This window comes from Aquincola tertiaricarbonis (assembly GCF_023573145.1).
In the GTDB taxonomy this organism is placed as follows: Bacteria; Pseudomonadota; Gammaproteobacteria; order Burkholderiales; family Burkholderiaceae_C; genus Aquincola; species Aquincola tertiaricarbonis_B.
In genome coordinates this window covers 2,891,897-2,906,045 of sequence record NZ_CP097635.1, presented here as the reverse complement: position 1 = coordinate 2,906,045, position 14,149 = coordinate 2,891,897, and the positions used below count along the sequence as shown (strand labels likewise).

Genomic DNA, 14,149 nt, shown 5'->3' with positions numbered 1-14,149 from the left:
GGCCAGTTTAAGGGCCGGTGGCAGCCCGCACCGCCCTGGCCAGCAGCTGCACCCGCTCGGGCATCTGCTCGACCGGCACCTGCGCATAACCCAGCAGGAAGCCGCGCCAGGGCTGCGTGCGCTGGCCGATGGCGTGCTGGCTCAGCGCGGGGGCCACCACCCCGCGGGCACGCAGCCACAGGCTCATGGACACGTCGTCGGCGTGGGGGTCGCGCAGCCGCAGCGCCAGATGCATGCCGGCCGAGCCGCCGTGCACGTCGGCCACGTCGCCCAGCTGGCGGGTCAGCTCGGCCACCAGCGCGTCACGCCGCTGGCGGTAGAGGCGCCGCATGCGCCGCAGGTGCAGGCTGAACTGGCCGCTGTGCATGAACTCGGCCAGCGCCCACTGCTCGGCCACACGCCCGCGCGGGCTGCGCCCGTGCAGCAGTTGCCGCAGCGGGGCCACCAGGGCCGCGGGCACCACCATGAAGCCGATGCGCAGTGCGGGAAACAAGGTCTTGCTGAAGGTGCCCAGGTAGAGCACCGGCGCATCGGTCGCCAGCCCCTGCATGCACGACAGCGGCGGTCCGTCGTGCCGGAACTCGCTGTCGTAGTCGTCTTCGATCAGCAGGGCCGAGGCCGCCCGCGCCTGGGCAATCAAGGCCAGGCGCCGCTCCATGCTCAGCACGCTGCCGGTGGGGTACTGGTGCGAGGGCGTGATGTACACCAGCTTCGGCCGGTGCCGCTGCCAGTCGGCGGCGCTGGGGGCGATGCCCTGCGCGTCCACCACCATGCCGATGGGCTTGAGCTGCGCGCCCTTGAAGGCGGCCAGCGCGCCCTGGTAGCCGGGGCTCTCGATCCACACGGTGTCACCCGCATCGGCAAAGGCGTGGGCCACCAGGTCCAGGCTGTGCTGCGTGCCATCGGTGATGAACACCTGGCCGGGCTCCAGCAGCGCACCCCGCGCCACGCGCAGGTGGTTGGCGATGGCCTCGCGCAGCGTGGCTTCGCCCTGGGGATCGGCGTAGTTGAGCTGGGGCTTGCGCAGCTGGCTCCAGGCCCGCTCCAGCAGGCGGCGCCACAGCGTCAGCGGAAAGTCCTGGAGCGCCGGCACACCCGGGGTGAAGGCGGCAGCCGCGTCGGCCACCTCGGCGCTGCCGGTCAGCTGCAAGGCCTGCGCGCGGCGCGACAGGCCCGTGCGCAGCGCCGGGGCAGGGCGGTGGCCTGCCGCCGTGTTCGCGTTTGCCGCACTTGGCCAAGGCGCCACCACCGTGCCGCGCCGGTCGGGCCGCACGAAGCCTTCGGTGGCGAGCTGGTCGTAGGCATACAGCACGGTGTTGCGCGCGATGCCGAGCTCATGGGCCAGCGTGCGGCTGGCGGGCAGGCGCACACCGCCGCCCAGCGTGCCCTGGCGGATGGCCTGTCGCAGGCATTCATGCAGCTGCCGCTGGCGGGGCCAGGGCGCCGCCTCAGCCTGGGCGGCGAAGCGGGAGAAGAGCAGCTGGTAGTCCATGGGGCCGATGGTTCGTGGTTCCAAAAAATAGGGGTGCTGTGGACCTCACTTTAGGGCCATCTTCGTCCTACATTGCGCGCTTTCCATTTCTGCCCCCCGTGAGAACAGCATGGCCAGCCACGACCCTTCCCATCACAGCGCCCAACCCGTCGCTGGCTCGGCACCGAGCGAGCGCACCCGCATCCGGCGCATCGCCGACAACGCCCGCTACGACAGGGCCACGCTGCATGCGATCGTGGACGCGGCCTATGTGTGCCACGTGGCCTTTGCCGACGACAAGGGCACCCACTGCATTCCCACGGCCTGCTGGCGCGAAGGCGACCACCTGTACATCCACGGCTCCAACGGAGGGCGTCTGATCAAGCTGCTGGCCAAGGGCACGCAGGCCTGCGTCACCATCACGCACGTGGACGGCCTGGTGCTGGCACGTTCGGCCTTCCACCATTCGATGAACTACCGTTCGGCGGTGGTGTACGGCTGCTTCGAGGCCGTGACCGACAAGGCAGCGGCACTCGACGCTTTCATGCACCACCTCGCGCCCGGCCGTGAACACGAGGCGCGCCCGGGCAACAGCAAGGAGCTGGCGGCCACCACGGTGATGCGCATCTCGCTGGCAGAAGCGGCGTGCAAGGTGCGCACCGGCGGTCCGAACGACGACGTCGAGGATTTGCAGCTGCCGGTCTGGGCAGGCGTCCTGCCGCTGACGATGACGCGTGGTGCGCCGGTGCCGGATGGCCTGCACATTCAGCCTGCGCCAGCTTATGTGCGGGGGTGGGACGGCTTGGCTGTTTGAGGCGTTGGTGGGTGGCTTGGGCGGGGGCTGTCGGTTCTGTTCTTGTTCGGCCGCCGTGCGGTGGGCGGGGGGCGGCAGGGCTCATGCTGGGGCGGTCGGCCCTGCGGGCCGACTCCGCTGCGGTGCTCGCGCCGAGGTCGCGCGGCGGAACTCGCTACGTTCGCTGACGCTCACTGCGCTCGAACAACCACCGCGAGTCAGTTCACGAAGCGCGCTGGCGCGCGCCGACCTCGCCACTGCGCTCCTCGCCGCCCCAGAAATCGCCCCACCGCCCCCCACCCACCGCACGGCTCGGACTGGCGGGTGCCAGCCCTTCGCAGGCTCGGCTGGGAAACCACCCCGCGCTTTAGCCACGGCGGCATGCACCGCATGGCGTGCGATGCGCGCAGCGCGAGCCCGCAACGCACAGTGCCACCGGTGGACCTTTGCGCAGGGCCGTGCGGGCGGGTCCGGGGGCGCATCTGGAGCGCCGAGCAACGCAGGGTGGGTGGCCGCGCGCGCAGCGCGCTTCGTGCTCTGACTCGCGGCAGTTGTCCGAGCGCAGTGAGCGTCAGCGAACGTAGCGAGTTCTGCCGCGGGCCGCCCACCCGAGCAGCGCAGGGCAGTCCGCGCGCAGCGCGGACCGCGGAAGCTAAGCCCCCGGGCCCGCCCGCACGGCCCGGAGCAAACCAGCCCGTCTCAACCGCGGTGTACAAGCCAAACACCACCAAACCGAAACAAAACGACTCAAAGCGCACCCCGCCGCTATCACAAACAGATACAGTCGCACATCCCCTCATAGGATGGTTCGATGGTCAACCCCGTGCGTTTTACGCACTTTGAGTTGCGGCCGATCGAGCGTTTGTTGTTGGCCCAGGGGCAGCCGGTGGCGCTGGGCTCGCGCGCGTTCGATGTTTTGCGCGTGCTGGTCGACAAGGCCGGCGAGCTGGTCCGCAAGGACGAACTGTTGGACCAGGTCTGGCCCGGCCTGGTCGTGGAGGAAAACAACCTCCAGGTGCAGATCTCGGCGCTGCGGCGCGCGCTGGGGGTCAAGGCCATTGCCACCATCCCGGGGCAGGGCTACCGCTTTGCGCTGCCGGTGGAAGCCACGCGCGTAACCGGCGATTCAGCCGCTGGCGACACCACCCCCGCGCCCCGCCCGGCGCCGGCCGGCGTGCCGCAGCGTCGGTCCGTGACGCTGCTGCAGGCCAGGTTCGAAGGCCTGCAGCGCCTGCTGGCTCAGGCCGGGCCCGAGGCGCTGGACGACGCGCTGGGCCTGCTGCAGCCGTCGCTGCAAGCCATCCTGGACAACCGAGGCGGGCTCCTGTCGCGCTTCGACATGCTGGGCTTCGAAGCCCTGTTCGGCCTGCCCAGCGCCCACGAAGACGACGTGCTGCAGGCCGCCGAGGCGGGCCTGGAACTGGTGGCCGAGGTGCAGCGCCAGGGGCGCAGCCTCGGCGCCGCACTGGGGCTGCGCGTGGGCGTCGCCCATGGCAGCGTGGTGGCTTCGCCGGTGGCGGTGCCGGCGGGCTGGCGCATCGCCGGCGGCTTGCCGCCGCTGGCCGCCGCGCTGGCCGCCGCCGTGCCGCGGCACGAAGTGGCGGTGTGCGAAGACACCCGCCGGCTGCTGTCGCCTTACTTCCAGCTGCAGCCGCTGTGGGCGGCCACGGCCGCTGAGGCCGCGGATGGGCCAGCCGGTGCGCAAACGCCGACCGCCGCGCTGCCGGCCTGGCGGCTGGGCGCCCGCACCGGCGCCGACAGCCGCATCGACGCCGCCATGGCCCGCGGCTTCACGCCGCTGGTGGGCCGCGCCGACGAACTGGACACCTTGCGCGGCTGGCTGGACGAGGCGCTGCGGGGCAGCGGCCACGCGGTCAATGTGGTGGCCGACGCCGGCTTCGGCAAAAGCCGGTTGATGCATGAGTTCCGCCAGCGCATCGGCCCGCAGGAGGCCACGGTGCTCACCACCCGCTGCTCGCCGCAGGGCCGGCTGGGGGCCTTTCTGCCCTTCATCCAGCTGCTGCGCGAGGCGCTGGCCCTGGCCGGCGTGCCCGCGGCCGAGCGCGAATCGCGGGCGGTGCAGCAGCTGCTGGCCATCGATGCCCACCTGCAGCCCTGGCTGCCGCACCTGCTGCACCTGCTGTCGATTCCCAGCAGCGGCCATCCGCTGCCGGCCACGCTGGAAGGCGATGCCCGCCGCCATGCGCTGGGCCAGGCACTGGTGGCCACCCTGACCGTGGCCGCCGCAGCCACGCCGCTGGTGCTGGTGTTCGATGACTGGCACTGGGCCGACGAAGCCTCCGGCGAGGTGCTGGAACAGCTGGTGGAAGTGGTGGCCAGCCACCGCATCCTGATCGTGGTGACGGCGCGGCCGCAGACGGCACTGGCCTGGTCGCGCCACGTGCACTGCAGCCAGCTGGGCCTGCGGCCGCTCACCCATGCCCAGACCACGCTGGTGGTGCGCAGCATGTGCGAGGCGGGCCACGTGCCCGCGCCCATCGCCGACGCCATCCACGCCCGCACCGAAGGCAACCCCTTCTTCGCCGAGGAGCTGTGCCGCACGCTGCTGGACCTGGGCCACCTGCACCTGGCCGAGGACGGTGGCCTGGCCGCGCGGCGGCCGCTGGCCACGGTGGAGCTGCCCAGCACCATCGAGGCGGTGATCCAGGCGCGGCTGGACCTGCTGCCGCCCGAGGCGCAGGCCATCGCCCGGCTGGCCGCCGTGATCGGCCGCGAGTTCACCCGCGGCGAGCTGCAGGCGCTGTGGCCCGAGCCCGAGCAGGTGCCGCCCGCGCTGCAGGTGCTGGCCACCGCCGCCCTGGTGCAGCCCACGCGGCTGGTGCCCGAGCCGGCATACCGCTTCCGCCATGCGCTGAGCCAGGTGGTGGCCTACGACAGCCTGCTGCAGCGCCAGCGCCGCGAGCTGCATGAGCAGGTGGGCCGGCTGCTGGAGCTGCGCCAGGCCGACCGCCTGGACGATGCGCTGGAGCTGCTGGCGTACCACTTCGGCCTGGGCACCAGCCAGGACAAGGCAGTGGACTATGCGCTGCGTGCCGGTGCCAAGGCCGCCCGACAGGCCGCGCATGCGGTGGCGGCCCGGCACTTCCAAGCCGCCATCGACCGGCTGGAAGCCCACGCCGATGGCACCAGCCTCGACGATGCCGCCGCAGGCCGCCTGCTCGATGCGCACGTGGCGCTGGGCCATTCGCTGACGCTGCTGCACGGCTATGCCGAGCCGCAGCTGGTGCACACCTGCGAACGTGCGCGACAGCTCAGCCGCCAGGGTGGCCCGATGGCCTCGCGCTTTGCGGCCAGCTGGATGCTCTGGCGGTACTACTACAACCGGGCGCAGTTGCTCGAGGCCGAGGCCATGGCCGAGCAGCTGCTCACCATGGCGCAGGCCGCCGATGAACCGCAGCGCCTGCTGGCTGCGCACACCGCGCGCGGCATCGTGCTGTACCTGCAGGGGCGCTGCGCCGAGGCGGCGCCGGCCCTGCAGGCTGCGCTGGCGCTGCACGAGCCGGCCACCGAAGCACAGCTGGCGCTGCAGTACGGCGCCTCGCCCACGGTGATGGCCGGCAGCTTTCTGGGCGGTGCGCTCAACGTGCTGGGCGACACCAAAGGCGCCGAGCGGGCCTGCCGGCAGGCCCAGGCCCTGGCTGCCCAGCTGGCCCATCCCGGCTCGCAGGCCTTGGCCGGCTTCTACCTCAGCGGCTTCCTGCTGCTCAATGGCCATGCGCCGCAGGCGCTGGCCGAGGCGCAGGCCCTGGCCGAGCTGGCGCAGCGGCATGAATTCGCCCACTGGCTGTTGCTGGCCCGCATGAATGCCGCGCTGGCCCAGCTCCCCGACCCGGCCAGGGCCGCGCAAGCCCTGGCCGACTACCGCGCCGCCACCGAGGCGGTGATGGCCGCCGGCGTGGACCTGCTGCGCATCCCCTACCACCTGGTGCTGGCCAGGGTGAGCCTGCAGGCCCGACAGCCCGAGCAGGTGCAGCAGCATCTGCAGGCCGCGGAAGCGGCCATGCAGCAGGGGCGGGTGGGGCTGTTCGAGCTGCCGCTGCGCAGCGTCCGCGCGCTGGCCCTGCTGGCCACCGACGTGCAGGCGGCGCTGCAGGACTTCGGCGAGGCACTGGCCCTGGCCGCCAGCCGGCAGGCCCGGCTGCAGCAGCTGGACATCGCGCTGGACCTGGCACAGGCCCTGCGCCGCGCCGGCCGGCTTCAAGAAGCGCCGCGCCTGCTGGGCCCGGCGCTCGACACCCTGCGCCAGGCAGCGGCCACGCCGCTGGTGACCCGGCTTCGACAACTCGTGGAAGGCAGCTGATGTCCGCGACCCTGACCAATCCCCCGCCCATCCAGGGCCATGTGGCGCCCGGCTTCGAACCGGTGCGCGAGGCCTTTGCCCAGGCCTTCACCCGCCATGGTGAAACCGGTGCCGCCTGCACCGTGATCCACCAGGGCCGCACCGTGGTGCAGCTGCGCGGCGGCACCACCGATGTGGCGCAGACCCAGCCCTGGCGGCCCGACACCATGCTGCTGGTGTATTCGCTCACCAAGGGCATGACCGGGCTGGCGGCGGCGCTGGCCGTCTCGCGCGGGCTGTTCCGTTACGAGCAGCGGGTGGCCGAGGTGTGGCCCGAGTTCGCGGCCAACGGCAAGCAGGACGTGACCATCCGGCAGCTGCTGTCCGAGCAGGCCGGCATGGCCGCCATGGACCTGAAGCTGAACTTGGGCAACATGGGCGACCAGAACACGCTGGCCGCCGCGCTGGCGCGGCAGGCGCCCAACTGGACACCCGGCGATTGGGCCGGCAACCATGCTTACACCATCGGCTGGCTGGCCAGCGAGCTGATCCGCCGCACCGACCCGCGACGGCGCACGCTGGGCCGCTTCTTTGCCGACGAGATCGCCGCGCCGCTGGGCGCCGACTTCCACATCGGCCTGCCGCCTTCGGTGCCGCAGCAGCGCATCGCCCGCATCCAGGGCTTTGCGGCCTGGCGGATGCTGTTCGCGATGGACACCTTGCCACCGCTGATGGTGCTGGGCATGTTCTGGCCCTGGTGCCTCACCTTCCGCACGCTCAACAACCCGCTGCTGCTGCAAGGCCCGGCCGCGCTGGACACGCCGGCCTGGTGGCCGATCGAGAACGGCGGCGCCGGCGGCATCGGCTCGGCCACCGGGCTGGCCACGGTCTACCACGAGTTCGCCACCGGCGGGCGCAAGCTGGGCTTGGCACCGGAGGTGCTGCAGGCGCTGAGCGATGCGCCGCCGACCCCGCGCAACGGCTGGCGCGACCAGGTGCTCAAGACCTCGCTGGTCTATTCGCTGGGGTTGGAAAAACCTTCGCCCTGGCTGCAGTTCGGCAGCACGCCGGCCGCCTTCGGCACCTTCGCGGTGGGCGGCAGCTTCGCCTTCGGCGACCCGGCCACCGGCCTGGGCTATGCCTACGTGACGCGCAAGCTCGGCCTCTACAAATGGGACGACCCCCGCGAAAAACCCGTGCGCGACGCGGTGATGGCCTGCGTCGCCCGCCTGCCGCAGGCCTGCACCACCCCTGAGATGGAGACCGTGGAATGAGCGACGCCCAGCCGCATGCGCTGCGCTACCTGTGCCTGTCCGACCTGCACCTGGGCGCGGCATACAGCCTGCTGACCCACAGCGACGACCAGGGCAACCCCGACCCCACCCGGCCCAGCGCCACGCTGGTGGCCTTCGCCCAGGCGCTGCGGCAGACGGTGGCCACGCTGCAGGCCGCCACGCCGGGCAACCCGCCGGTCACCTTGGTGCTGCTGGGCGACGTGCTGGACATGGGACTGTCGCCCATGGGCGAGACGGCCGCCGGCTTCCAGTGCTTCATCGAGGCGCTGTACCCGGCCGACGGACCGGCCCTGTTCAGCCCCCATGTGCTGTGCGTGCCCGGCAACCACGACCACCACCTGTGGCGGGTGGCCCAGGACCGCCAGTATCTGGACAGCCTGGACCAGCAGCCGGCCGACCTGATCGAATCGACCCCGCTGCTGGCCGACGCGCCGGTGCCGCCGGTGGCCAGCGAGCTGCTCACTCGGCTGATGCGCCGCCAGCCCCACCTGGCCGATGCCACGGTGCGCATCGTCTACCCCAACCTGGGCCTGTTCGACGAAGACACCGGCCGCTGCGTGCTGATGCACCACGGCCATTACGTGGACAGCACCTACACCGTGATGTCCTCGCTCAACCAGGCGGTTTGGCAAACCCCGCCGCCGGCAGACGTGGCCACCATCGAAGGGCAGAACGGACCCTGGGTCGACTTTCTGTGGAGCGACCTGGGCAGCGCCGGCACCACCGGCCTCAGTGCGCTCACGCTGTATGAGGTGCTGCGCGATGCCGGCGCCTCGCGCGACTTCACCGAACGCGCCGGCGACCAGGCGGTGCAGCTGCTCGGCCGCACGCTGGGCATCAGCGGCCAGACGAAGACGGTCAAGGGCCTGACGGTGTCGCAGCTGCTGCGCGCCTTGATGGACGTGACCATCGGCCGCGCCGCCGAAAGCGAGCGCGACGCCGATCTGCAGGTGATCAGCACCGACGGCCTGGACCAGCTCCAGACCTACCTGGCCGGGCCCCTCAAGCGCCAGCTCGACGAAGCCCTCCATGCGCGCTCCCCCCTGGCCGCCCAGCGCCTGGGCGCCACCCGCTTCATCTACGGCCACACCCACAAGCCCTTCGAGCGTGAGCTGCCGGTGCCCGGCTACCCGATGCCGGTGGCCGTCTACAACACCGGCGGCTGGGTGATCGACCAGCCCACCATGGGCAGCACCCAGGGCGCCGCCGCGGTGCTGATCGACGCGGCGCTGAACGTGGCTTCGCTGCGCCTGTTCAACGACCCGGTGAACGGCCGCATGGTGCCGGTGCACGCCACCGATGCCGCCAGCATGCGGCCGCAGCCCAACCTGCTGCGCGATGCGCTGGCCGCCGCCGTGGAAGGCCAGCGCGCCGCCTGGCAGGTGTTCTCCGATGCGGCCTGCGCGGCCGCCGAGCTGCAGGCAGCCCGCCTGCTGGACCGCTTCTTCAAGCCGAAGCAATCATGAACAAGACCTTGTCGCTGCCCATCGGCCGCATGGCCGCGCATTACACCGTGGTGGTGGTCGGCTCGGGCTACGGGGCCGGCGTGGCCGCCTCGCGGCTGGCCCGTGCCGGCCAGCGGGTGTGCGTGCTGGAACGGGGCCGCGAGCTGCAGCCCGGCCAGTACCCCAACGACCTGGCCAGCGCCCAGGCCGAGATGCAGGTGAACACCGCCCGCGGCCGTCTGGGCAACCCCGACGGCCTGTACGACGTGCACCTGAACGACGACGTCAACGCGGTGGTGGGCTGCGGGCTGGGCGGCACCTCGCTCATCAACGCCAACGTGGCGCTGGAGATGGACAAGCGCCTGCTGAAGCTGGAGCACTGGCCGCAGGTGTTCCAGGACCACCCGGACCTGCTGGACCGCTTTGCCGAGCGGGCGCGGGCGATGCTGGACCCGAACCCATACCCCGACGACTGGCAGCCGCTGAACAAGCTGGACGCGCTGCAGATGGCCGCCAAGGGCATGAAGCAGCCCTTCAGCCGCCCGCCCATCGCGGTGAACTTCGTCGACCAGACCAACCCCTTCGGCGTGGCGCAGCCCAAGTGCAACCTGTGCGGCGACTGCTGCAGCGGCTGCAACGTGGGTGCCAAGAACACCACGCTGATGAACTACCTGCCCGACGCCCGCAACCACGGCGCCGAGATCTTCACCCAGTGCAAGGTGAGCCACCTGGAGCGTGACGGTGAGGTGTGGCGGGTGCACTTCATGGTGGGCGGTGCCCAGCCGGAAGCGCGCAGCATCACCGCCGACATCGTGATGCTGGGCGCCGGTGCGCTGGGCAGCACCGAGATCCTGCTGCGCTCGCGCGACAAGGGCTTGCCGCTGTCGGGCCGGCTGGGTGAGCGTTTCTCGGGCAACGGCGACGTGCTGGCCTTCGGCTACGACAACTACTGGCGCAACACCGCAGCAGCCGGCCAGCCACCGCAGTGGTCCAACATCAACGGCGTGGGCGTGGGCACCAACCAGGTGGCGGCCGTCAACCTGCCGGGGCCCTGCATCACCGGTGTCATCGACCTGCGCCAGACCGCCACCGACCCCGGCCAGGGACTGGTGATCGAAGAAGGGGTGATTCCCGGCGCGATGGCCTCGTTGGTGGCGGCCGGCTACTTCCTGGCCGAGACGCAGACCGAAGGCTTCTTCCAGTACGGCACCGACCAGGCCAGGCTGCGCCTGCTGGACGCGCAGCTGGTGGGCACGGCGGTGCAGACCAACCCCACCGGCCTGGGCGCGCTGGCCTACACCGGGCCCGCCGCCCGCAGCCAGACCTACCTGGTGATGAGCGTGGACGAAGCCGCCGGCCGGCTGAAGCTGGCGGACGACCGGCTGGTGATCGACTGGCCCGGCGCCGGCCGCAGCCCGGTGATCGCCCGCGACAACGCGTTGCTGCAGGACGCTGCCCGGGCCACGCAGGGCGAGTTCATGCCCAACCCGCTGTGGACGGCGCCGATGGGCCAGCAGCTGGTGACGGTGCACCCGGTGGGCGGCTGCGGCATGGGCGACGACGTGACCCGCGGCGTGGTGAACGACCGCGGCCAGGTGTGGAACCCGGCCGGGCAGGGCGACGAGGCGCTGTACCCGGGCCTGTACGTGTGCGACGGCGCGGTGATGCCGGGGCCGGTGGGCGTGAACCCGCTGCTCACCATCGCCTCCGTGGCCGAGCGCACCGTGGACCTGCTGGTCAAGGAGCGGGGCTGGACCCTGGACTTGACGCTGGCCGCGCGCGGGCCGCTGCCGCCAGCGGCGGTGCCGGCCCAATCCCCGGCGCTCGATGAATCGGCGCATGAAGGCCTGCTGCACCGCCTGGGGCATCAACTCCACGACCTCCTGCACGGCGGCATCGAAGGTCTGCTCGAGCGCATCGAGAAGGCCATCGAAGAAGGCGCCATCGAGCTGGGCGAAAAGCTGTTGAAGGAGATCATCGCCCACGACCCGACGCTGCTGTCGCCCACCTTCCAGTTCACCGAGACCATGCATGGCTGGGCCTGCGTGGTACCGCCAGGCTCGCCCGGCGAGCCGCTGGCCGAGCCCGACTACACGCTGGGCGCGGCCTGGGGCCGGGCCGATGGCCAGACGATGGACTTCCGCCTGACCATCGCCACCGATTGCCTCTACACCCTGGTCAACGACCCGCTGCATGCGGCCGACATCAGCGGCGAGGTGCATTGCCCGGCGCTGTCGCCCACGCCGCTGAAGGTCACGCGCGGGCGCTTCCAGCTGCTGCCGGTGGACGCGCAGCGGGTGGACACCTGGACCATGACCTACGACATGCAGCTGGCACGCGACGGCGGCACGCCGCTGCACTTCCAGGGCCACAAGGTGCTGCACCAGCGGGCCGGCTCCAACGTATGGAGCGACGTCACCACGCTGTTCGTGCAGGTGCACGAGGTGCGTGACTCGGAAACGGCCCAGCCCTCGGGCAATGGCGCGCGGGTGGCGGTGGGCATCCTCACGCTCGACCTGCAGGACCTGGCCTGGCAGGCGTCCAGCATCGGGCTGGCGCCGCAGCGTGGCCTGGTGGGCGACCTGCTCAACCGCTTTCCGAAGGTGCGCGGCGCCATCGCGCGGCTGTACCTGGCCAAGTTCGCCGCCTTCTTCGGCGAGACGCTGTTCCGCGCTTACGGCGGCCTGCTGGCCGACCTGGAGAACTTCCCGGCGCAGGACGATGCCCAGCGCGTGCGCCGGGTGCTCAAGGCCCCGGTGCCCGAGGTGCACAGCCTGCCGCTGCCGCGCGGCTTCGCGGCCAGGCTCACGCGCTACCACGGCGGCGCGCTGGGGCCGGTGGTGCTGGCGCCGGGCTTTTCGGTCACCGCCTCATCGTTCGCCACCGACACGGTGGACCAGAACCTGGTGGAGTTCCTGTGCGCCCACGGCTATGACGTGTGGCTGTTCGACTACCGCGCCAGCCCGGATTCGGGCAGTCCGATCGGGGACTACACCATCGACGACATCGCTCACGAGGACTGGCCGGCGGCGGTGGCCTTCATCCTGCAGGCCACCGGCGCGAAAGACCTGCAGGCCATCGTGCACTGCGTGGGCTCGATGAGCCTGCTGATGGCGATGCTGGGCGGCATGCCCGGCGTGCGCTCGGTGGTCAGCTCGCAGCTCACGCTGCACCCGGTGACCAACTGGCTCAGCTACCTCAAGACCGACCTCGACCTGCCGCGCCTGCTGGGCGGCATGAGCCAGTTCAAGGACGGCTTCGACATCGTGGTGCGCAGCAACCCGCCCAGCGACCTGGACTACGAGATCGACACCGTGGTGTGGAACGTGCCGGTGCCGGAGGGTGAGCAGTGCACCAACCCGGTATGCAGGCGCATCTTCGCGATCTTCGGGCCCTCATACACCCACGGTCAGCTCGACCAGGCCACCCATGTGGCGATGCGGGAATGGTTCGGCCGTATCGCCCTGAAGCCATTCGAGCAACTGGCCTTGATGATGCAGGCGGGCCTCGCGGTGAATGCCGACGGCGCGGACACCTGGCTGGGCGCGCCGGGCGCGGTGCAGCGGCTGGCGCTGCCGATCAGCTTCGTGGTGGGGGGGCTCAACCAGATCTTCTACCCCGAGACCTCGGCCCGCACCCTGGCCTGGCTGCGTGCGCACAACGACCCCCAGCTCTACAGCCGGCATGTGTTCGACCGTTATGCGCACATGGACCTGTTCATCGGGCGTGACGCATCGCGCGACGTGTTCCCGGTGCTGCTGCAGGAGCTGGAGCGCGGTCATCGGCTGGCCGTTCAGGCGGCGGCCACGCCGGCATCGGCGCGGCCCGAAGCGTCGTTGGCCGAGCGGGCGTGATCGATCGCATCGCCCAGCAGGTGGCGGCAGAAGAAGTCGCTCACCACCGCGGTGTAGGTGTGCTCCATGGCCAGGTAACTGCCGATGTGGCGGGGCGCCTGCGTGACCCACAGCCGGCCGCCGGCCGCGCGCGCCAGCATGCGGCCGTGGGCCAGCGGAATCAGCGGGTCGGCCTGCGAATGGATCACCAGCACCGGCCGGCCGCGCAGCCGCGGCATCTCGTCCACCGGGCGCACGCGGGCGGGGTGCACGCCTGACAGCAGCCGGCCCATCAGCAGCGCGCCGGGCAGGAACCACATCGGCAGGCCGGTGAGCCGGCGGAACTGCGTGCGCAGCATGGCGGCCAGGTCGGCAAACGGAGTGTCGGCCACCACGCCGCCCACCGCCTGCTCGGCCGCGGCCGCCCGCAGCGCGGTGGAAGCGCCCATCGACGCGCCCAGCAACCCGATGCAGCCGGGCGCGTAGCCCTGGCCGAGCAGGAAGTCGACCGCGCCCAGCACGTCGTGGCGTTCATGTTCGCTGTAGGTCAGGCGGGCATCGCTGCTCTCGCCGTGGCCGCGCAGGTCGAGCATCAGCACCGACAGGCCGCGCGCCCGCAGCGACTGCGCCAGCGCGTAGGTGGGCGACTTCAGCTCGTCGCCGCGGCAGGCGTCCTTGCCGTGCACGAACACCACCGCGCCGGCCTGCGGCCAGGCGGGCAGGTACCAGCCCTCCAGCGTGGCGCGGCCATCGCGCGCCGGAAAACGCACCGCCGCATCGGCCAGCGCCGGGTGCTGCTGGGCCAGCTCGGGCCGCTTGCGCCGCGCCCGCGTGAAGCGCTGGGCCACCACCGCGCAGGCGGCGGCATAGGCCACCGCGGCCAGGCAGGCCACCAGCAGCACCGCCGCGGCGCTGAGGGTGGGCCAATCGAGCAGCAGCGTGCTCAGCAGGCCGGGGTTCGGGGGCAGTGGCATGGCGGTCCTCCTGGTGTGGCGAGCCGCTGTCCGGGCCC

The 14,149-nt window shown here is 71.7% G+C and carries 7 protein-coding genes; 5 read left to right on the top strand and 2 right to left on the bottom strand.

The genetic code is table 11. From position 1 onward, the window contains the following. Nucleotides 1-7: 7 nt before the first annotated feature. Nucleotides 8-1,492, bottom strand: coding sequence for a MocR-like pyridoxine biosynthesis transcription factor PdxR (gene pdxR, locus MW290_RS13330; protein ID WP_250195136.1), 1,485 nt, complete (start codon nt 1,490-1,492; stop codon nt 8-10). 109 nt (nt 1,493-1,601) lie between these two features. Between pdxR and MW290_RS13325 the strand changes: the two genes are divergently transcribed. From MW290_RS13325 to MW290_RS13305, 5 genes are all read left to right on the top strand, one after another. Next, the gene (locus MW290_RS13325) at nt 1,602-2,285 is read left to right on the top strand and encodes a pyridoxamine 5'-phosphate oxidase family protein (RefSeq protein ID WP_250195135.1); all 684 of its coding nucleotides are present in this window, start codon (nt 1,602-1,604) and stop codon (nt 2,283-2,285) included. A 790-nt stretch (nt 2,286-3,075) separates the two neighbouring features. Then, nucleotides 3,076-6,585, top strand: coding sequence for an AAA family ATPase (locus MW290_RS13320; protein ID WP_250195133.1), 3,510 nt, complete (start codon nt 3,076-3,078; stop codon nt 6,583-6,585). Then, nucleotides 6,585-7,838, top strand: coding sequence for a serine hydrolase domain-containing protein (locus tag MW290_RS13315; RefSeq protein WP_250195132.1), 1,254 nt, complete (start codon nt 6,585-6,587; stop codon nt 7,836-7,838). The genes MW290_RS13320 and MW290_RS13315 overlap by 1 nt, the downstream gene beginning before the upstream one ends. Further along, entirely contained in the window at nt 7,835-9,325 is a 1,491-nt protein-coding gene (locus MW290_RS13310) for a metallophosphoesterase (protein WP_250195131.1), read from the top strand. The genes MW290_RS13315 and MW290_RS13310 overlap by 4 nt, the downstream gene beginning before the upstream one ends. Next, nucleotides 9,322-13,158 (top strand): GMC family oxidoreductase N-terminal domain-containing protein, encoded by a 3,837-nt coding sequence (locus MW290_RS13305; RefSeq protein WP_250195129.1) that lies wholly within the window; start codon nt 9,322-9,324, stop codon nt 13,156-13,158. The genes MW290_RS13310 and MW290_RS13305 overlap by 4 nt, the downstream gene beginning before the upstream one ends. Here the strand turns inward: MW290_RS13305 and MW290_RS13300 are convergent. Then, the gene (locus tag MW290_RS13300; protein ID WP_250195128.1) at nt 13,098-14,111 is read right to left on the bottom strand and encodes an alpha/beta hydrolase; all 1,014 of its coding nucleotides are present in this window, start codon (nt 14,109-14,111) and stop codon (nt 13,098-13,100) included. The genes MW290_RS13305 and MW290_RS13300 overlap by 61 nt on opposite strands. Between the last annotated feature and the right edge of the window lie 38 nt (nt 14,112-14,149).

Bases quoted from the DNA above. Each gene is read 5' to 3' on its own strand.
- MW290_RS13325 (WP_250195135.1), top strand. From the start codon at position 1,602: ATGGCCAGCCACGACCCTTCCCATCACAGCGCCCAACCCGTCGCTGGC.
- MW290_RS13305 (WP_250195129.1), top strand. From the start codon at position 9,322: ATGAACAAGACCTTGTCGCTGCCCATCGGCCGCATGGCCGCGCATTAC.
- MW290_RS13300 (WP_250195128.1), bottom strand. From the start codon at position 14,111: ATGCCACTGCCCCCGAACCCCGGCCTGCTGAGCACGCTGCTGCTCGAT.
- MW290_RS13310 (WP_250195131.1), top strand. From the start codon at position 7,835: ATGAGCGACGCCCAGCCGCATGCGCTGCGCTACCTGTGCCTGTCCGAC.
- pdxR (WP_250195136.1), bottom strand. From the start codon at position 1,492: ATGGACTACCAGCTGCTCTTCTCCCGCTTCGCCGCCCAGGCTGAGGCG.
- MW290_RS13320 (WP_250195133.1), top strand. From the start codon at position 3,076: ATGGTCAACCCCGTGCGTTTTACGCACTTTGAGTTGCGGCCGATCGAG.
- MW290_RS13315 (WP_250195132.1), top strand. From the start codon at position 6,585: ATGTCCGCGACCCTGACCAATCCCCCGCCCATCCAGGGCCATGTGGCG.